20 protein-coding genes are annotated in these 19,293 nt (G+C 36.8%); 5 read left to right on the forward strand and 15 right to left on the reverse strand.

The genetic code is table 11. The features are described from left to right. Window positions 1-316 precede the first annotated feature (316 nt). Complete coding sequence (locus ACZ11_RS12365; protein WP_053093227.1) at window positions 317-937, forward strand: C40 family peptidase; 621 nt, start codon at window positions 317-319, stop codon at window positions 935-937. Between the two features lie 307 nt (window positions 938-1,244). On the opposite strand, the gene ACZ11_RS12370 is transcribed toward ACZ11_RS12365, so the two are convergent. After that, complete coding sequence (locus ACZ11_RS12370; RefSeq protein WP_049666481.1) at window positions 1,245-2,432, reverse strand: MFS transporter; 1,188 nt, start codon at window positions 2,430-2,432, stop codon at window positions 1,245-1,247. A 5-nt stretch (window positions 2,433-2,437) separates the two neighbouring features. Next, window positions 2,438-2,836, reverse strand: a complete 399-nt coding sequence (locus ACZ11_RS12375; protein ID WP_049666482.1) for a MarR family winged helix-turn-helix transcriptional regulator — start codon at window positions 2,834-2,836, stop codon at window positions 2,438-2,440. Between the two features lie 269 nt (window positions 2,837-3,105). Between ACZ11_RS12375 and ACZ11_RS12380 the strand changes: the two genes are divergently transcribed. Beyond that, window positions 3,106-3,660: a DJ-1/PfpI family protein gene (locus ACZ11_RS12380; protein WP_049666483.1), complete on the forward strand. Its 555-nt coding sequence runs from the start codon at window positions 3,106-3,108 to the stop codon at window positions 3,658-3,660. A gap of 35 nt (window positions 3,661-3,695) precedes the next feature. Here ACZ11_RS12380 and ACZ11_RS12385 read toward each other — a convergent pair whose 3' ends face one another. The 4 genes from ACZ11_RS12385 to coaW form a co-directional block, all read right to left on the reverse strand. Beyond that, complete coding sequence (locus ACZ11_RS12385; RefSeq protein ID WP_049666485.1) at window positions 3,696-4,019, reverse strand: DUF3889 domain-containing protein; 324 nt, start codon at window positions 4,017-4,019, stop codon at window positions 3,696-3,698. Window positions 4,020-4,118: 99 nt separating this feature from the next. Beyond that, a complete protein-coding gene (locus ACZ11_RS26610) occupies window positions 4,119-4,262 on the reverse strand; it encodes a hypothetical protein (RefSeq protein ID WP_169776077.1) in 144 nt (47 codons plus the stop codon). 23 nt (window positions 4,263-4,285) lie between these two features. Continuing rightward, window positions 4,286-4,522, reverse strand: coding sequence for a hypothetical protein (locus ACZ11_RS12390; RefSeq protein ID WP_400908770.1), 237 nt, complete (start codon window positions 4,520-4,522; stop codon window positions 4,286-4,288). Window positions 4,523-4,795: 273 nt separating this feature from the next. Beyond that, on the reverse strand, window positions 4,796-5,632 hold the full coding sequence (gene coaW / locus ACZ11_RS12395) for a type II pantothenate kinase (RefSeq protein ID WP_049666487.1): 837 nt from the start codon (window positions 5,630-5,632) through the stop codon (window positions 4,796-4,798). Window positions 5,633-6,361: 729 nt separating this feature from the next. Between coaW and ACZ11_RS12400 the strand changes: the two genes are divergently transcribed. Then, window positions 6,362-7,183, forward strand: a complete 822-nt coding sequence (locus ACZ11_RS12400) for a squalene/phytoene synthase family protein (protein WP_082172765.1) — start codon at window positions 6,362-6,364, stop codon at window positions 7,181-7,183. Window positions 7,184-7,437: 254 nt separating this feature from the next. On the opposite strand, the gene ACZ11_RS12405 is transcribed toward ACZ11_RS12400, so the two are convergent. The 6 genes from ACZ11_RS12405 to ACZ11_RS12430 form a co-directional block, all read right to left on the reverse strand. Next, the gene (locus tag ACZ11_RS12405) at window positions 7,438-8,268 is read right to left on the reverse strand and encodes a MerR family transcriptional regulator (protein WP_049666490.1); all 831 of its coding nucleotides are present in this window, start codon (window positions 8,266-8,268) and stop codon (window positions 7,438-7,440) included. A 312-nt stretch (window positions 8,269-8,580) separates the two neighbouring features. After that, a complete protein-coding gene (gene speB, locus ACZ11_RS12410) occupies window positions 8,581-9,546 on the reverse strand; it encodes an agmatinase (protein ID WP_049666492.1) in 966 nt (321 codons plus the stop codon). Window positions 9,547-9,601: 55 nt separating this feature from the next. After that, window positions 9,602-10,783, reverse strand: a complete 1,182-nt coding sequence (locus ACZ11_RS12415; protein WP_049666494.1) for an iron-containing alcohol dehydrogenase — start codon at window positions 10,781-10,783, stop codon at window positions 9,602-9,604. Between the two features lie 60 nt (window positions 10,784-10,843). After that, complete coding sequence (locus tag ACZ11_RS12420; RefSeq protein ID WP_049667179.1) at window positions 10,844-12,316, reverse strand: aldehyde dehydrogenase family protein; 1,473 nt, start codon at window positions 12,314-12,316, stop codon at window positions 10,844-10,846. 306 nt (window positions 12,317-12,622) lie between these two features. Beyond that, the gene (locus ACZ11_RS12425; RefSeq protein WP_049666495.1) at window positions 12,623-14,125 is read right to left on the reverse strand and encodes an APC family permease; all 1,503 of its coding nucleotides are present in this window, start codon (window positions 14,123-14,125) and stop codon (window positions 12,623-12,625) included. Between the two features lie 210 nt (window positions 14,126-14,335). Beyond that, window positions 14,336-14,824: a metal-dependent hydrolase gene (locus ACZ11_RS12430; protein ID WP_049666497.1), complete on the reverse strand. Its 489-nt coding sequence runs from the start codon at window positions 14,822-14,824 to the stop codon at window positions 14,336-14,338. Between the two features lie 207 nt (window positions 14,825-15,031). Here ACZ11_RS12430 and ACZ11_RS12435 point away from each other — a divergent pair, with 207 nt between their 5' ends. Together ACZ11_RS12435 and ACZ11_RS12440 are read left to right on the forward strand one after the other, a co-directional pair. After that, window positions 15,032-16,276, forward strand: coding sequence for a ferredoxin reductase family protein (locus ACZ11_RS12435; protein WP_049666498.1), 1,245 nt, complete (start codon window positions 15,032-15,034; stop codon window positions 16,274-16,276). A gap of 291 nt (window positions 16,277-16,567) precedes the next feature. Then, on the forward strand, window positions 16,568-17,194 hold the full coding sequence (locus ACZ11_RS12440) for a nitroreductase family protein (protein WP_049666500.1): 627 nt from the start codon (window positions 16,568-16,570) through the stop codon (window positions 17,192-17,194). Window positions 17,195-17,415: 221 nt separating this feature from the next. Here ACZ11_RS12440 and ACZ11_RS27010 read toward each other — a convergent pair whose 3' ends face one another. From ACZ11_RS27010 to ACZ11_RS12450, 3 genes are all read right to left on the reverse strand, one after another. Further along, the gene (locus ACZ11_RS27010; protein ID WP_220443510.1) at window positions 17,416-17,523 is read right to left on the reverse strand and encodes a putative holin-like toxin; all 108 of its coding nucleotides are present in this window, start codon (window positions 17,521-17,523) and stop codon (window positions 17,416-17,418) included. A 268-nt stretch (window positions 17,524-17,791) separates the two neighbouring features. Next, window positions 17,792-18,013 carry a YdbC family protein gene (locus tag ACZ11_RS12445; protein WP_049666502.1) on the reverse strand — a complete coding sequence of 74 codons (222 nt, stop codon included), beginning with the start codon at window positions 18,011-18,013 and terminating at the stop codon, window positions 17,792-17,794. A 365-nt stretch (window positions 18,014-18,378) separates the two neighbouring features. Next, window positions 18,379-19,131: a hypothetical protein gene (locus ACZ11_RS12450; protein ID WP_049667180.1), complete on the reverse strand. Its 753-nt coding sequence runs from the start codon at window positions 19,129-19,131 to the stop codon at window positions 18,379-18,381. Between the last annotated feature and the right edge of the window lie 162 nt (window positions 19,132-19,293).

Below are 19,293 nucleotides of genomic sequence, written 5' to 3' on the forward strand. Positions count from 1 at the left end.
ATCTGCCTCCACTTTATTCAGATATTTAATATCCCCCAATATTTTATTTTTATCCCTCGGGTTTTCTTACATATGCTCACCAACATAAAGAACTGCATCAAAGGAATCGTCAAGTCCCCATTCAATCAATTTATTTACATGGCATACGTTTTACAACTCCCTGACTTTTGATGGTGAACCATAAAGTTAGTGATTTCCTAACTTTTGTAAGTATAATTGTATCCTTAATGTTATTTTATTGACATACTATTGTAATATTACAATGTTAATATCATTTATATATTAAGCTTTTAAAGTTTTTAGGAGGATATATATTATGAAAAAGAATAAAAAGTATAGATGGGGATTAAAATTAGCTACATTGGCTTTGAGTTCATCTGTACTTTTTTCAACAATTGACACAGCATCAGCGGCAACTTACACAGTAAAATCTGGTGATTCTTTATCGAAGATTGGCAATCAGTACGGTGTTTCTTATCAAACATTGATGAAATGGAATAACTTATCTACTACATCAATTCGCATTGGTCAAAAGATAAACATCAATGCCCCACTAGTATCAGCATCTAAACCTAAACCAACAACTAACCTAGTACAAATTGCTAAACGACAATTAGGCGTAAAATACACATTTGGCGGAAATAAACCTAGTACAGGTTTTGATTGCTCAGGCTATGTTTCTTACGTTTTTAACAACGCTGGTATTTCGACAGCTCGTAAGTCAGCAGCAGGTTTTTACAATACAGCTAAAAAAGTAAAGTCACCTCAAGTAGGAGATTTAGTATTTTTCTCTAATACATATAAAGCAGGTATCTCACATGTAGGCATTTATCTTGGAAATAATCAAATGATTAGCGCAAGTGACAGTGGTGTTACTATCGCTAACATTAATAGCTCTTATTGGAAAAAGCACTTTACTGGATATGGTCGAATATAGCGCAAAACAAAAACAGTTGGGATGTCCCAACTGTTTTTTTCTTTATCCTCATACATGTACTACTTTTTTTGATTTTATTTATTTGAACAATTATGCCTCGGCATAATTGCGTCCGGAATCGGCTTTGTGCTCAGGCCTGCAAGATGCAGGTCAGTTAGCCGTTATCGCATGGATGCGATGATTTTAGGCTAACATCCTTTATTGAACTCCTTTCCGATTCCGTAACATCCTCCGGAGGCTTTAGGCCAACAAGATGTTGGTCACTCAGTCGTAGCCACAGGACGTGGCGTTCTTAGACTGAGTTCCTCTATTCAGCGGATGTTTGCCCGCTGAAAGAAGCTAAACGAATTAAATAAATGATAAAGACAACAACTAGTAAGCCTGCTCCAGCTAGATAAACATAAGAATAGCCTGCTTGCACAGCGACCATACCTAAAATATATGAGCCAAGCGCAATACCAGTGTCAAACATCGTAAAGTACGTTGCGGTTGCATAACCACTGCGTGTATGTGATGTAGACTGTACAGCTAATGCTTGTAAGCTTGTAGTCACTGCTCCATAGCCAAATCCAATAAAAATGGCTGCAAATAAAAATAATGCCGGTCCTGAGACAAATGCAAGCATAACAAGACCGATAGCAAAGAATACAATGCCAGGTATAATAACAAATTGCGGTCCTTTTGTATCATAAAGTTTACCTGTATATGGACGGGTTATAAGCATTGCTGCTGCAAAAACTGCATAAAACAGACTCGCTACAGCCATTAAATCTTTTTGCTGTGCGTACACTGATAAAAACGATAAAACACTCGCATATGAAAAAGCTACTAAACTAGCAATAGCCGCTACTGGAAGTGCACGACGTTCAAATAAATCATCAAATTTAAACTTCAATTTACCTTGATGTTCAGGCTTAGGTAAATCATCAGTATTTATCGTTACAGCTAGGATGCCCCCTGCTAATATACAAATACTCATCACTATAAATAGTACATTAAAGCTACTATATTGAATAAGCAGTAAACCGATAAATGGCCCAATAACTACTGCTAAGTTAGTAGACATTGTGAAATAACCTAGACCTGCACCTTTACGATTGGCAGGCACTATATCCGCTGCTAAAGAGCCAGCTGCCGTAGTAATAATACTAAAGAAGATCCCTTGAACAAAACGGAGTCCTAATAAAAGTCCAAAAGGATGAATAAATAAATATAAAACTGTACATAAAAAATAGCCGATTATTGAAATAACTAAAAGTTTTTTCTTCCCAAAAACATCTAATAGTTTACCTGAAAAGGGACGCACGATAATGGCTGATAATAAAAATCCTGACAGTAACAATCCCGCTTCCTTGTCTGTTTGATGCAATTCATCAATTGCATAAAGCGGCAAAGTGGTTACCAACCCATAAAAAACAAAAAAGACTGAAATATTTGTTAAAAAAAGACTAATAAACCGCTTCGTCCATATTTTTCTATTCCCCTCTTGCTGCATGTTAATCAACCTTTCATTTTTTCCAATAAAATCAGAAATTGCTGTTGTTCTTCGACAGTTAATGTCCCTACCATTTCTTCCTCAAAAGCTAAAATGGTTTTAGTAATAGCAGGCAAGTTTTCCTCTGCATAAGGTGATAACGTAACGATTTTTTCACGTTTATCTTCACCATCTATTCTCAGCACCCAACCTAAAGTTTCGAGTCGAGTAATTGCTCTTGTAATACTCGGTGCCTCAACGTTCAAATATTTCCAGATTTGTGTTAATGTCATTGGCCCGTTACTATGTAAACAATATAAAATAGTCCATTGTGAGCTGTACAAATTGTGCTGTTTTAGTACTTCATTTAAACAATTCGTTAAATAACGACTTTTTTGGAATAAAGCATGAAATATAGGATTCATGTTAGCAACCTCCCAATTTATTTACCTAGCTAAATAAATACTATACGCTTCATTTTTTTAGTTGTAAAGCAAGTAGATTGAAGTTTTGAAACGAAGTGTACTTGTCATTAGTCGATTGCGTTGAATTCACTTTCATCAACAATTTTCATGCATGTATCCGAGGTTCTTTTGGGGTTATCAGCGATTTTCAGCTTTTCCAAAATATCAGAAGGGAATTTTTTGAAAACGTCGAATTAAGCTACTAGACTACAATAAAAGGAGATGGAAGCATGGGGAAAAAGGTATTAATACTTGCAGGAGACGCAGTTGAAGCTTTAGAAATTTTTTATCCTTATTATCGTTGTCTTGAGGCTGGCTATGATGTAACGATTGCGGCACCATCCGTAAAGAAATTGCAGACTGTATTGCACGATTTTGTCGATGGAGTCGATACATACATCGAGCGTACAGCATATGGATTAGAAGCACACTCATCATTTGCAGAGGTAGATCCAGTACAATTTGACGGACTCATCATTCCTGGTGGACGAGCGCCAGAATACATTCGATTAAATGAGCATGTTCCAGCACTAGTGAGCCATTTCTTTGAAACAAATAAACCAATTGCTGCTGTTTGTCACGCAGCTCAAATTTTCGCGACCATTCCTGAGGTTTTGAAAGGTCGTGAGTTAACCGCTTATATTGCCTGCAAGCCCGAAGTTCAAGTAGCAGGAGCAACGTATATCAATGCAAATCTTCATACAGACGACAATTTAATTAGTGGCCATGCGTGGCCAGATTTACCTGGATTAATGCGAGAGTTTATTAAAAAGCTAGAAAGCTAACTGAAGGAGGATGCCTGAAATTAGGCATCCTCTTTTTATGGGGTGGTTTCTTGGAATTCAATTTTTACTACTTTATTAGTATTTGTTATATATTTGATCCGAACATGTACACCGAATTCTTTGTCATTTTGTTTTAACCAAAGCCTAAATTTTTCAATAGAAGAGTCTTCATTAACTTCGCTCCCCTCATGCAAATAATCGATAATTTTAGCTTGAGGGTATTTTGCCTTTGTCTCTTTTATCGCTACATATCCCCATTGTGCATGGGCTGGTATTCCTTGTTGAGCATAAGAAATTGTTGGGATGTGTACAGCAATCATTACAAGAATAATTCCTAGTGTTACACAAAATTTTCGCAATTGAATCAACCTCTCATATTCTTTTGGCATAATATCGCCAAAACAGCAAAAAATAAGTGCTCCTTAAGTATTTCAACCTTCTTAAGGAGCAGTTATTCGTTATCTTTTACTGGATTGTTTTGGTTGCTGAGGATTGTTATGAATTACTTGATTAAATTCTGCCGAATATTCTTCATGATCATTTCTTTTATGTGTATCTTCCTTCTTTTTCTTTTTAAAGCTTGTTTTCCCCTTCTTTGCCATTATTTATACCTCCAATATTTCGGTTATTTGTTTTTGTTGGACTGTTGATTTTTCTTATGGTTCGTTTTATTATCTTTATTTTTGGCTTTCGCATCAAACTCTGCAGCGAATTCTTCATTTAGGTTGTCATTCGGGTTATTGTTATTACTATTTGATTTATCGAGGTCTATTTTTTTGTAGGTATCAAAGGGATTATGCGTTCTAACATTCATTGTTTTATTGCTGTTTTTGTTGTTTCTATTGGTGTTTCTATTGGCCACGGATATTCACCTCCTACATGTAATTTGCTCAGGATAGAAGGTTTTATGCTTTGGGGATTACTACAGACATTACTAAAACTTTTCCAGTCCAATCAATTTCGCCGGCGTAATTGTAGCTGACGCTTTGCTTTCGCTACAGAAAACATTTGTAGCTGACGCTTTGCTTTCACTACAAATAAACAATGCGTCCGGATTTTGAATTGGTATAACTCTTCTACTGAATGAAGAAAAAAAAATGTACATCACTAATATGAATTAGTAATGTACATTTTTTTAAACAACCGTATATTCAGTTATATTTAATAATGCACCGACTGCACCTGAAAATCCGTGGTCATTTATAAAGACTGGTGTATGCTTTTTCGTACGTGTGTAATTGGTAATAACACGTGTAAGATGATCATTATTACTTAAAGTTGAACCGATATAAACAATATGTTGAGCATTTTTTTCTTCGGCATATTGAATACTAAGTGTCGTAATAACCTCACCGACAAGCCCTTGTACAGTTGCGATAATATCTTCTGTTGGATGTTTGACAGACTCTGTAATACCAACTTTCCCAAAATTACTGGCTGTCAATTGCCCATCAATAGGTGTATCCATCCCTTGATAAATATCCTTTACAAGTAAATCAATTTCTTCTCGATTACCTTTAGAGGCCAGTTCTCTTATTTCATTATAATCCGTGATGCCAGTTGTAAGCGCTGACAATCCAATTAATGTTCCGCCACCAACGCCTGTCCCACCGACACGAACATGTGTATTATCTTCCATATAATGAATTGAAGTACCAGTACCAATATTAGTAATCATACTCCGCTCGAAGAAGTAGCCCTCCTTATGCAATAAAAATCGAACGCCCTTCAATGTGGCTTCAAACTCTACTATATAATGAATCGATTTCATTGTTTTGATGACATCAAGTAATTGTTCTGTACGCCCTCCCGTAACACCAATATCCTCAATATCTGGGTGATTAATAATCCAATTCTGCACAGCTAGCAAATCATTTGACGGGAAAGTTGTTAAAACGAGCTCATTATGCTCATCTAAATAAGCAACTTTTGTCAATGTTCCGCCTGCATCAATACCTATAGCCTTTGGCATACTATTCTCCTTTGACTTTACGTACAATCTCTATTTCAGATGGTGAGATATATACTAGATTTTGCTTATATTCAAGAGGCTTTTAGAAGCCAGTTGAATAACGTTTATGCTCCACAAATGTCACGGATTTTGCAAGGAGTTATTGTGGCAAAAATCCGGTGTAATGTTTTCAGTACCTAAAGCAAATCAACAGCTACAAATGTCTTCTGCGTGAAAGCGAAGTGTCAGCAGCAAATGTTTTCTGTAGCGAAAGCAAAGCGTCAGCTACAAATACTTGAAAAGTGAAGTTGTATTTTTGTCCTTCCTAAACTTTAACGCTGTTGAAATAAATGTGCAATAACTTAGCAAACTTTCATAAAAAAAACACGAAAAATATCAAATTTTTCTATAATCACACGTTTTTCGTCGTATTTTTATAACTTTAACATTATTCTACTATAAAAACAAAAGAAGTGAAAATGCAATGACACTCGATATGCATTATCGCTACTATAGCAATTCTAGCTGATATCCACTAACCATCACTAGTTCGTTTCTCGAAGTCATTTTTGCCATTACCTTGTTCGTCCCAACCTGTAAAAATTGCAACCTCGTTATCTACACTCTCTTTGTCTTAATCTATACCATTTGAAAATAGTTGATTATAAATTGAACAATCTGTTTTATCTTTTATCACTTTTACGATACGATATACTATAGATGTGTCATCATTTGAACGGAGGAATACAAGTGAAAGATCAAAAAAAACTTTATAAAGAAGCGATGCATGTTTTAAAGGAAACTAGTCGCACTTTTTATATACCGATTACTTTTTTAAAAAATGATTTAAAATTGTCTGTGGCAGCCGCATATTTAGCAATGCGTGCTATAGATGAAATTGAGGATCATGAAGACCTTTCTAATGATGTAAAATTCGATCTACTTATGGCAACAAGTGAGTTATTAAAGGATACATTTAATGCTGAAGCTTATGAAGCATTATTAGTGCCATATGCAGATCAACTACCTGAAGTATCTCTTCGTTTAGCAGATTGGCTAACGTTTTGTCCCGAAGGCTCACGTAATATTGTCCAAGCTTCAACAAGTGAAATGGCATTTGGGATGGCAAAATGGGCAAAGGCAAACTGGCAGGTGCATACGCGTGAGGATTTAGATGATTATACATACTACGTTGCTGGGCTTGTTGGGACAATGCTGTCCGAGCTTTGGGCGTGGGGTGCAGACATTCAAACAGATCGCGATTTAGCTATTGGCTATGGCCGAGGTCTCCAAGCAGTCAATATTTTACGCAATCAGCATGAGGATATGGATGATCGCGGAGTAAGTTTCGTTCCCGATGGCTGGACACGTGATGATTTATTTGCATATGCGGAGGAAAATCTTGCGAAAGCTGATCTGTATATGAAAGATATTAATAAACGTACGGTATTATTATTCTGTCGCTTACCACTTGCATTAGCTCACAAAACATTGAAGGCAATGCAAGAAGGTCGCGAAAAAATGTCACGAGCAGAAGTAGAACAAACAGTCGAAGAGGTTCAGGCTGATTAAAGCTGTTGCTTTAAAAAATAGCCCCAGTATGAAAGTTTTTTCATACTGGGGCTTCATTAGTTTATAGGTTTGAACTAGATTATAGCTAAAGGCTGATAGCATCGTTAATAACATCAATACTACTTTTTCAGCTTTACGTAGCAAACGCATCGAAATGGATACTAGGAGAACTACTTAACGCCCTTATTTAGATCATTTCGAAAAATATCAATTAAAACGGAGCTAATCACAAACTGTACTCGCTAACATAATTCTCATAGTTTTCGAACAGGAACTTGGATTTCAAAGGTAATCTCATTCGGTTTATCCGTAATCGTAATATCGAGATGCATGATTTGCAATGCATCACCAGTGATCTGATAGCTGTTTTTGTTAAGATAATGAAGTAGTTTTCTTAAACTTTCACTACGACTCGACAATAACTCTCCATTGTAACGGATACATGCAAATAATCCCCCCGGAACCGTCAATTGATATGTATTCGGAATATCTTCCTTATTTTTAGCCACAATGAAAATAGTGGAAGGTTCCTCAAAACGTCCCAATTTAAGATTCGTCTCTTCGATAATAATGCCAAGTCTGTTAGTAGCAAGAATCGGTGTCTTCTCGGTAAGCATATTCTCTAAATTCAAGACACCATAACAAAGTTCGAAGTTATTATTGATTTTCTCATGCAAGGTAAGTAATCGCCTACTTTTTATTTCGCGGAAAATGACTTTTTGAAGTTCCTTTTCTCTTTCCACCTGTTCCAAATAAGCAATCTTTTCTCTTATATTTTCTTCCATCTCGATTAATTCTTTCAGATTTAAAACAAGTTCTTCGTGCTTGGTTTTCATAATATCCAACGATTTACTGAAATTGCGTTCATTAAGATAATCCTTGATCTCATCTGTAGTCATCCTAAGTTGCCTTAGTTCTTTAATGGTACCTAGAATTTCATACTGAAAAATGGAATAGTATCGATATCCTGAATGAGGATCGATATATTGTGGCTTGAACAAGTCGATTCGGTCATAGTGGCGTAATGTCTCCGAAGTCAATCCTCGCAGCTTTGCCATTTCACTGATAGTCAGTTTTTCTTTCAATCAGCTTACCTCCTAAAAAATCTATAGACTACTAAATTTTTTTATCGCAGGAGTATAGAAAAACTTACCGAATTTAAAGATTTTCAGGTTTGATTAGTTTACATCACACTCAATAAACTTTATAAAATAAGTGATTCGATATATCCTGAATTATTTTCTCGCCTACTTTTACTCCCCGAAATTAATTAAATCTTCAGTTAAAATTTTCGGCGAACCTCTAATTCAAACTATGCAATCTTTTCTGACTATTTGTCAAGTACATTTCTGAACGCTTTATTTCATTTCAACAACTATCCTATATTGTGTACTTTTTTATGCTAGCCTTCTATTCTCTTTCTCTTTTAAAACATAGCTGAGCAAATCTAGCATGATGCGTGCTGCTACTTGCCCTGTAATACCGGTAGGATCATAAGGAGGTGCCACTTCGACTAAATCGAATCCAATCACTTCTCCCCTTTTTGCAATCCCTTCCAACAATACGTTCACTTCATCGTAAAGAAGGCCGCCCGGTGAAGGTGTACCCGTACCAGGAGCGATTGATGGATCCAATCCATCGATATCAATCGTTACATAATATCTTTCTCCAGCTGGTATTTGTTCCAGTACTTCTTCAATCCCCATTTTTCTCATTTGACGTGGAGATAGGATCACACTACCGTAGTCTATTGCAGCATCAACATCCTCTTTTTTACTACTGCTAATTCCACGAATACCTAATTGGAATATTTTCTGTACATGATCCATCTCCGATAGACGGCGGATGCAGTTCCCATGGCCATAGCGCATTCCTGAACGGTGATCTGCCCAATCCAGATGTGCATCAATTTGAATGATATGAAATAGACCTATTTCATTTAGTCCTTTTCCTACCGCAGCCGTGATAGAATGATCTCCCCCTAAAACTACTGGCATTGCTCCTTTTGAAACAATTTTACGGATCGCTTCTTCTGTATTTTCGTGACATTGCATTAGATCTCCATGTACCATATCGACATCGCCGCAATCCACAACTTTCCAATCTGGCCCGAGATACATGATATCATTTTCAATATCATAAGCTCCTTCTAATCCAAAGCTGTATAGCGTCGATCCTTCTCTGATTCCTCGCGGTCCCATTCTTGCACCCGATTTCCATTGTGTACCCATATCATTCGGTACCCCTATGACCGCTACATCGGCATCAAGCTGGTCCAAATCTGTGCAAATCGGATATTTTCCAAACGTACATATTCCGGTAAAAGGCAGATTTAAAAATTGTTTCTCATCGTGATTAACCATGATTATTCCCCCTGCTATTATTAACTCTCACACCTGGAACCCTCTTGAGTTTTGGTTATTGATATGAATGTTTTATTTTCATCTCATAAGTTTTTTGGAACAGTTTCAAGTAGTCATCTTTCGATAATAGGCGAGAATTTGTAATAGTACACAAATGTTTAAATGCCCCTTCAGCAAGAAATTCGAAATCATCCGGGTTAACATTATCTAAATCCCGGAATTGCGGAATGCCAATTTTACTTGCAAGTTCATGCAATAATTCAACACCTTCTTGGGCAATCTCCTCCAGGGTCTTTCCTTCCGCTGTTGCTCCAAGTTTTAACGCAACTGTCGCATGTTTTTCCGGGTTGGACGGAATATTATATTCAAATACATGAGGTAGGAAGATGGAGTTTGCCACTCCATGTGGTGTGTCATACAACCCTCCAAGCGGTTCTGCCATCGCATGCACCGCACCTAGGTCAGCGTGCGTAAACGCCATACCTGCAATCAAGCTTCCTACAAGCATGTTTTGTCTTGCTTCTAAATTGTTACCGTTTTCTACAGCGAGTGGAAGATACTTAGCAATTATTTCAATCGCATAAAGACTGAGTGCATCAGAAATCGGTTCAGCAATATTGCTCGTGTAAGCTTCGATTGCGTGCGTCAATGCATCCATTCCAGTAGCAGCAGTAATTGATGTAGGCAAAGACAGCGTCAATTCAGGGTCCACAATCGCCAATTTCGGAGCTAATTTTATATCAAGGATAGCTTCTTTCTGTTTAGTGACAGTATCTGTGATAACAGACCCTGTCGTCACCTCACTACCTGTACCCGATGTGGTAGGGATACAAATAAGAGGTGTAATATCGCGCTCCAGCAGATTGAAACCATAGCGATCTTTAAGCTCCCCTTCATGTGTTAAAAGTACCCCAATTGCTTTAGCAGTGTCCATTGAACTTCCACCACCAAGGCCCAATAACAAGTCGATATTTTCGTCTTTGAATTTTTCGTAGGCTTTTACGCAGTCTACATCTTTCGGATTCGGAGTAATTTCATCATAAACAAGGAAAGAAACCCCTTCTTGTTCCAATGAATCTGTTACCCTTTTTAAAATCCCCGTTTGTGCCAGGCCTTTATCCGTAATGATTAGTACTTTATTGCCGCCCAACTCTTTCGCTCTTTTCCCTACATTGTTTACTGTCCCGTTACCAAACTCAATAGAAGTCGGTAAATTGAAATTGAAATCCCAAATCATTAATCATTTCCCCTTTCCTTTTTTCATGACCTTACGTCAGCGAACTTCTTTCACGAGATGTTAATTTTCAAACCAATTCGTCGGACTAACTTCTAAATTGATATTTATTTGCTTCACTTCCGAAAATTCATCCAAACCGAACGTGCCTAACCCACGACCGAGTCCACTTTGCTTATATCCTCCCCATGGAGCTTCGTTGTAAGCAAGATTGTATGCATTAATTGAAGTAATACCTGCTCTAATTTTTTTAATAACGCGTAAAGCTTTAGCCCCATCTTGAGAGAACACTCCAGCTGCAAGACCGTACGGCGTATCGTTTGCGAGCTCGATAGCCTCCGCTTCATCTTTGAACTTTTGGACAACTAGCACAGGGCCGAATATTTCTTCTTGAACAATTCTCATGTCAGGCGTTGTATCTACAAAGATTGTCGGCTCAACAAAACAGCCATGCTCAAGCCCACCACTTGTAATCCGTTTACCGCCACAAACTAATTTTGCTCCTTCATCGATGCCGATTTGAATATAATCTAGCACTGAGTTCATATGATCTTCACCGACAAGGGCACCCATTTGAGTCGACGGATCATCACCACGACCTACACGAATTTTTTTCGCTTTACTAATCAGGCTTTCAACGAACTTGTCATGAATGCTTTCTTCAAGAAGTAAACGTGAACCTGAATTACATACTTGGCCCGCATTCACAAATATTCCATAAAGCGCATAATCGACTGCTGTTTCGAAATCTGCGTCAGCGAAGACGATATTCGGCGATTTACCACCTAATTCGAGTGCAACTTTCTTAATATTTCCTGATGCTGCTTTCATGATTGATCTGCCTACCGTTGTACTGCCAGTAAAGGAAACCATATCGACTTTTTCACTTTCAGCCAATTCATTTCCGACAGTTGAACCTCCTCCAGTCACCAAATTCGCAACGCCCGCTGGAATCCCTACTTCTTCAAGAATTTCGAAGAGCTTGAAAGTGGTAATTGGCGTCAACTCCGCTGGCTTGAACACAATCGTATTTCCTGCTGCAAGAGCAGGCGCAATTTTCCAAGCTCCTGTCAATAATGGGAAATTCCAAGGCGCAATCAGACCACATACGCCTACAGGCTCACGGACAACAAGCGCCTGTATTGGATCGGCAACTGGATATGTTTGACCGTTTGGTTTTGTGACAAGGCCACCATAATAACGGAAGCAATTCACAGCATCCCCAATATCGAACTCTGCTTCTTTAAGGGGCTTTCCTGTATTCAACATTTCAAGTTCACTCAGCTCTGATGTTTTTTCTTCAAGTTTATCTGCAATTTTGAATAAATAGGAGGCTCTTTCGGAAGCCGGCAAGTTTGACCAAATTCCTGAATCAAATGCATTTCGCGCTGCATCAATGGCATTTCGCGTTTCTTCTACACTTGCTCTCGGAGCCTCTGCTATCACTTCGTTATTCGCTGGATTGATAATATTACGTTTTTCCATGTTCACAGAATCTGACCATTTACCATTAATAAACATTTTCAAATCTAACATTTTCAAGTTTAGCATTCTAAAAACCCCCTAATTTATTAACAGTATTTTATTAAATTCATATTTAGCCTCACCTATAAGTGGGAGGCATTGCATGACGTCTCTATTCCGATTAACTGTCAAAGAACTACATTCCCCAAAATAATCGTTTCGTCATATCATTTTCAAAGCTTACTATCTTTCTTTTTTCCAAAAAAGATGTACTCTTTTTCTAAATTCGGCCTTTTCGAATCACCTCACCCCCTTTCATTTGCCGATTCTGCTTTCATATGGCATGAGAATATCTCACTGAAGTCCTTTACATTTTCATTACATGTCTTCCACAAGAACTTGATCAGGAATAATCTCCTTATCGAAACTGAATTCTGGCAGTCCCTGTCTGAAAAACTTTGTCATATAAATTAGATACCCCAAGCCAATTGCCATCCAGATGCCTCCAAGAATCAATGCATCAAACTCTAAGTGAGTCCAAAGCCATAGCGTAAATCCTGCTCCAAGTAGAGGCATAAACAGATATCTCATGTAATCGGTGAAAGTAGAGCGCTTACGATTCCGAATAAAATAATGTGCGATGACAGACAAATTAACTGAAGCAAACGCAATTAGCGCCCCAAAATTAATAAACTTAATGACTTGGTCGAGTGTCAGCACAATACCGAGCAATGAAATGAAACCGATTACAATAATTCCTGTTGACGGTGTTTTATAACGTGAATGGATATGCCCAAACACTTTTTTAGGCAGCACAGAATCTCGCCCCATTGCATACAGTACACGGGATGCGCTTGTAGTCGCAGCAACACCAGAAGAGAAATTCCCTAAAATTACTGCTGTCACAAATAAAGATTTGAACAAATTCCCGCCGACCATATATACAACTTCCATAGCTGCAGAATCAGGGCTTTCAAAAGAAAAGCCCGGGTGAACCAATTGTGCCAAATAGGCTGATCCTATATAGAGGACACCCATTATCAGCAACATGACGATAATCGCTCTTGGTATTGTTTTTTCAGGATTAATTGTTTCTTCAGACAACGTAGTAAGGGAGTCGAAGCCAAGAAAACTGAAACAAAGAATGGACGCTCCTGCCAAAATTACAGGCAAATCGATGTTTGCATTGAACAAAGGTTGGATTGAGAAAAGTGTACCTGCCCCTTCACCTGCCAATAAACTTTTGATGGTTAAAATCCAGAAAATGCAAACAAAAACGACTTGAGCAATAACAAAAATCTTACCCGTAGATGCGGTGAACTTAACACCCAAGATGCTAGGTATTACAATGGTTGCAGTTAATAGGATAATCCACAGGGCGTGAGGGACTCCTGGAAAAACTGCATTTAAAAAAACAGTAGACATTAAACAAGTGACCATTGGCGTCAACATATAATCCAACATGATTGTCCAACCAATCAGAAACCCAAGTTGTGGATTAATTGATTTTTGTGTAAATGTATAAGCCGAGCCGGCGATTGGAAATGCTTTTGCCATCTTTCCATAACTAAATGCGGTAAACATGATTGCGAGAAATGCAATGATATACGCCCCCATGATGACACCTTGGGAAGTGACGGTTGCAATTCCATAAGTATTGAAGAATACCATTGGGTTATTCCATGCAATCCCTAAAAATACAACTTGAGACAAAGTCAGTGTGCGCATTAATGTTTGTCGTTCTATAATAACTCCCCCATCCACTTTCGTAATTTCAATCTTCTGAATATTCATTTTTCTGTTGATATTGACTATAAAGGTTTGTGTAACACAAAGGTCAATAACTAGATTAATATTTTCAGTAATGAAAAAACTCTCCATGAAAATACAGCAAAATGCGGCAGTAAGTAGGGACTCTATCGAAGTAAAACTACATATCGGACGAAGTTATTTTGAGCTCCAAAAAATCATTTACAATGAAATACCCCTTTACGTTCACTGCTGAATAAAAAATACTCCCCTTAGATAAACAGATTTTTAATCTGTCTACCTAAGAAGGAGCATCTCACACTCGTATTGGGTTCCTTTTACTTATACAGTTTCAAATAGCTTAAAAATAATTTCATAACTAAAAAAGACTGAAAGCATCGTTAACAACATAAACACTACTTTTTCAGCTTTACTACCCGTTTTTGTAGTAAGTGGTAGACGAACTGAAATAGATACTGGGAAGAACAGCTTAACACCCTTCTTTGTACACATATCAAGGAAAATATGACTTGCCATTCCTAATAAAATACCTAGTGAAATGGATTCGTAAGGTATAAATGTATGTAGTAACATCCCAATTAAAAATAAAAAAAGCAAACTATGTGTAAAGGAACGATGTCCAAACATAGTATTGACAATTTTTGAAATGATGGGGAACTTCCTCCCGATTTTGCTTCCTCCATGGCAAATATCTGGAAGTAATGCACCGATAACGCCTGCTCCTACTAAAACAAGCGGATTATCATTGGAAATTTGTGCAAAAGCAAGGCTTGCAGTGATGCCTCCAACAATATGTGTATTCCCTTGCATTATTTACTTCCACTCCTTATATCTCTATATTTTTACCTTTCTTAATTTAACACACTCCACCTCAAAAGGGAACATATATTCCGAACACACAATCCCTTTTTTATTGTAGAAGAAATTCACTCTTAAATAAAAAATATCAGAAACATTTCAGGTTCTCATTGTATATGTAAGAGGATTAGAGATAAAAATGAATATTGGAGGTAATATATGAAATCTATCAAAGGAATTTTGTTTATCATACTAATAATGTGTATTAGTGCTTTACTGTGGTATTTTGCTACACCTGTAGAGCCTATCCATGCAGTTAACAGGCTTAGTCACATCATTGGAGGAATGGCCATTACAGGCTTCTTTCTTGTCTTTTTGTTAGCTACAAGAATGAAAATTTTTGAACGTTGGTTTCACGGGCTAGAAAATGTTTATATTTATCATAAATATTTAGCCATATTCTCACTAGTATTGGTGATTATACATGGACAATTACAAGGTCAGGTCCCTCACTGGGATAAAGTAGAAAAAACTTCATTTAGCGAATTTGCGAAAGAACTAGGATCACTTGGCCAATATGGTTTCATAGCGCTAATTTTAATTGCGCTTTTTGCTAAATTTCTAAAATATGAGCATTGGCGGATCTTTCATCGATTATTGCTTATCCCATATACATTTGGAATATATCATGCCTATTTTTCCAGCAGATATGATTTATTACAGCCTACACCTTTAGGAATTTTTACCGCAATAACTGCGACTATTGGATTTATGTCTGCATTATATATGTTGACGATGTATCAGGATATGTTTTTTAAATATCAAGGGAACATTACAGGTATTAAAAAATTGGGCTCCAATGTTATTGAACTGGAGCTAACACTTGATAAAAAATTACCATATCGACATGGACAATATATTTTTATAAAGATTTTGCAAGATGGCCTAGAAAAGGCGCCGCATCCCTTTTCTATTTCAGGTGGCGATGGGAATAAAATATTTGTCACTATTAAGGCGCTTGGTGATTTCACAAAGAAAGTATATGATTCAGTTCAACTGAATACACCAGTCACACTTGATGGTCCTTATGGCCATTTAAACTTTGAAAATGGGACGCAACAACAAGTTTGGATAGCTGGTGGCATAGGCATTACCCCATTTTTATCTTATTTGCAATCACAGCCAGTCGATCGTGATATCGAATTATTTTACACTTATCATGGTCAAGACAATGCTATCTATAAAGAATTTTTACAGGAATATGCAGATACTAATCGACAATTCAAAGTGAACTTTATTGACACCACCCAAAAGGACAGGTTATCATTTGAAAATTTTTCAGTGTCAGCGCAAACAAGTATTTTTATGTGTGGCCCTGAAAAAATGCTAAAACATTTTGCCAAGCAATTGAAATCCTGCAATAAAGATATAAGCGTTGCCTTTGAAGCATTTAAATTTAAGTAATAATTATCAATTATGCCTCGGCATAATTGCGTCCGGAATCGGCTTTGTGCCCGCATAAAGAACTCCTTTCCGATTCCGTGACATCCGCCGGAGGCTTTGGGCCAACACGATGTTGGTTACTCAGTCGTTGCCACAGGACGTGGCGTTCTTAGACTGAGTTCCTTTATTTCAGCGGATGTTTACCCGCTGAAAGAAGTTAATAAAAACTCTCTAATTCGAGCAATTTACTTGGAATTCTGAAAAGTATATCGTATAGTAAAATCTCATCAATCATAAAGGAGATTTTTTCACATGACTACAACAAAAAGTTATTTAAATAAAGTAATGCATGATCGTAAATCTGTTCGTAAATATGAAGCAAATTATAAAATCCCTCAATCGGATTTAGAGGAATTACTTATAGAGGCAACAACCGCTCCATCATCAAGTAATTTACAACCTTGGCGCTTTTTAGTTATTCAAGATGATGCAGTAAAAAAAGATCTACGTTTAATTGCTAATAACCAGGAGCAAGTAGAGACTGCCTCTGCCATCATTGCGGTTTTAGGCGATACTGAAATGTACAATAATGTAGAGGAAGTTTATACAAAAAACTTCGAGCTTGGCTATATGGATGAAGCAACAAAAAATATGATGATTGAAAATTCATTAAAACTTTATCCAAACCTTCCTAAAGAAATTCTAAAAAATATAGCTACATTTGACGCTGGCTTAATTTCTATGCAAATCATGCTTTTAGCAAAAGATATGGGCTATGATACGGTTACAATGGGTGGCTTCAATAAAGAGGCTTTTGCGGAGCGCTTTGAATTAACAGATAATCTAGTACCAATCGTCTTAATCGCTATCGGAAAAGCAGCAGCATCAGCTTACGGCTCATCTCGTTTAGCGCTAAATGACATCGCAAAATTCATTTAATAGAGAAATAAAGACTGTATCAATTACAATTTTGTATAATTAGCTGTCGCTTTGCTTTCACAAGATAAAATGTTCTTTATAGAATAAATATGATACACTAAATATACAATAAAAAAGACTGGATGCGTCAACATCCAGTCAAAGCAACAATCACGCCGCAACATAGCGGCTGACCAAGTTTAAGTTGTAGAAAAAGTCACCTTACTTAGCCGGCAGGGTGGCTATTTCTTTTTATTTTGAGAGACAATAATGCTAAGCATCAGTGTAAGTACTGCAATTAGCAAAAGGCTACACTGTACAATCAAACTGAATGCTTCAAATACTGTCATCCGCCTCACCCCCTTTCAAAAGGGAGTTCAGCCGCCACCTGCATTATGAATTGTTGCTATTATTAGTCTAACAATTTCGCGAAATATATTCTATTAGAAAATCCTCAAAGATTAAAAATTTGTACCTATTTTTTACACCTGTATTGTTGGTAAAGTGAAAGGGAATATTCTACATCTATCTCTGCATGAGCATGAATCGACCGCTTAAAGTATAGTCTGTGACATTTTAGCTTAATACAATACTAAAGAGTCCCTCTGTACATAAAACTTAGTCTGACAATTTAGCTAACGACTCTTTCAAAATATGTAGTTCAGGCATTGATAACGTAACACCCTTCCCCATCTTTGTATGATCCTCCGACCAATCTCTAATATCGTATTTCGGTTCACGATCATTCCAACTAATTAAATTCAATTCTTTTTTCCAGCCTTTATTGCCCTCCGATAATACCGCAATCGTTTCAATAATTTCGTATTTAATTTCTGCCATATCCATTCCTCCTTATTTTATCTGTAATAAGAACTATATCTTGAAATTATAGGATTATCAAACGTGACAACGCATTAAATAACACTTACTGAGATTGTTTAGAAATTAGATCGTGAAATCTGAATAGTGAACATTTAGATATTAGTCAGCATTGTTCTATGTTTTTCCTTAATGAAATACAAAAAATAAAAAAGTGTTAATTTATGACCGCAGAATTATTAGTATGAGTACAGCAATACCACGATCATGGAACGTAAAAAACATGATGCCTGCACAATACAGACATCATCTTCTTCAAGTTGCCCAGAGCTTTTTTAAAATTTCCTTTACAAAAGGTACACTTTAATTATGGTCAGCTTTTCTTTTTATTTTTCAATAGGTATAGTTTCAATTTGATCAACAATGAATTCATTCTTGGCACTATCGAATTTATATGTGATATTGAAATCAACCACATATACCGGGGATACTCCGACAGATCCAGGGATGTTTAATTTTATTCTTTGATTCTCCAATGCATAAACAACTACACCGCCGAAAGCAAGTTCATCTTGATTAAAATCTGGTGCTGGATCAAAATCATAATCAAATTTAGACTCTTTTCCTTGAGCTTTAGCTGTAATCGTTAATGTACCATCATCATTTTTAACAACATTTGATTTAATTTCATTTGCAACAATATCTTCATAACTTTGTACTTTAATCTCCGATAAATCTTCAACATTAATAACATGAATATCATAGTTATCTAATCCTGTGCCTCGTCCGGTTTGGATTATAATTACAGCTTCTTCCTTACTATCATTTGTTAGATCAGTATAGAATAACTGGGGTTTAGTTCCTGTATTAGGGATTTCCCAGTCAAAGTTTTTTTGCTTACCATCAATATCCAAAATCACGCCTTTTATTTCATTCTTTGCCTCATTAAGTGCGTAAAGTTTAACTTTTTCATCATCGGAAGCCTCAATCAAATTTGTACCATTCTTTTGTTCCGACTGTGTTACCTGTTCACTAGAAGCCTTTACTGTTTCTTGCGTAACTGTTTTTGAATTATCTAAACTACATCCAGATAGTGCGAAAATACTCAACAACATCAATGTACTAATTTCTTTTTTCAATTTCCACGCGCCCCACTCCCAATATTTTACAAATCGTGTTACATGCAATATAACATGTACTCTCTTCGACTGTAAATAAAGCCTAGGAACTACATTCAGTTATCAATTATGCCCGACATAATTGAATCTGGGTCGGCTTTGTGCTTACTCAAAGGACGACTT

This window comes from Lysinibacillus xylanilyticus, assembly GCF_001183605.1.
Taxonomy (GTDB): Bacteria; Bacillota; Bacilli; order Bacillales_A; family Planococcaceae; genus Lysinibacillus; species Lysinibacillus xylanilyticus.

Bases quoted from the DNA above. Each gene is read 5' to 3' on its own strand.
- ACZ11_RS12365 (WP_053093227.1), top strand. From the start codon at position 317: ATGAAAAAGAATAAAAAGTATAGATGGGGATTAAAATTAGCTACATTG.
- ACZ11_RS12370 (WP_049666481.1), bottom strand. From the start codon at position 2,432: ATGCAGCAAGAGGGGAATAGAAAAATATGGACGAAGCGGTTTATTAGT.
- ACZ11_RS12375 (WP_049666482.1), bottom strand. From the start codon at position 2,836: ATGAATCCTATATTTCATGCTTTATTCCAAAAAAGTCGTTATTTAACG.
- ACZ11_RS12380 (WP_049666483.1), top strand. From the start codon at position 3,106: ATGGGGAAAAAGGTATTAATACTTGCAGGAGACGCAGTTGAAGCTTTA.
- ACZ11_RS26610 (WP_169776077.1), bottom strand. From the start codon at position 4,262: ATGGCAAAGAAGGGGAAAACAAGCTTTAAAAAGAAAAAGAAGGAAGAT.
- coaW (WP_049666487.1), bottom strand. From the start codon at position 5,632: ATGCCAAAGGCTATAGGTATTGATGCAGGCGGAACATTGACAAAAGTT.
- speB (WP_049666492.1), bottom strand. From the start codon at position 9,546: ATGGTTAATCACGATGAGAAACAATTTTTAAATCTGCCTTTTACCGGA.
- ACZ11_RS12415 (WP_049666494.1), bottom strand. From the start codon at position 10,783: ATGATTTGGGATTTCAATTTCAATTTACCGACTTCTATTGAGTTTGGT.
- ACZ11_RS12420 (WP_049667179.1), bottom strand. From the start codon at position 12,316: ATGTTAGATTTGAAAATGTTTATTAATGGTAAATGGTCAGATTCTGTG.
- ACZ11_RS12425 (WP_049666495.1), bottom strand. From the start codon at position 14,125: ATGGAGAGTTTTTTCATTACTGAAAATATTAATCTAGTTATTGACCTT.
- ACZ11_RS12430 (WP_049666497.1), bottom strand. From the start codon at position 14,824: ATGCAAGGGAATACACATATTGTTGGAGGCATCACTGCAAGCCTTGCT.
- ACZ11_RS12435 (WP_049666498.1), top strand. From the start codon at position 15,032: ATGAAATCTATCAAAGGAATTTTGTTTATCATACTAATAATGTGTATT.
- ACZ11_RS12440 (WP_049666500.1), top strand. From the start codon at position 16,568: ATGACTACAACAAAAAGTTATTTAAATAAAGTAATGCATGATCGTAAA.
- ACZ11_RS27010 (WP_220443510.1), bottom strand. From the start codon at position 17,523: ATGACAGTATTTGAAGCATTCAGTTTGATTGTACAGTGTAGCCTTTTG.
- ACZ11_RS12445 (WP_049666502.1), bottom strand. From the start codon at position 18,013: ATGGCAGAAATTAAATACGAAATTATTGAAACGATTGCGGTATTATCG.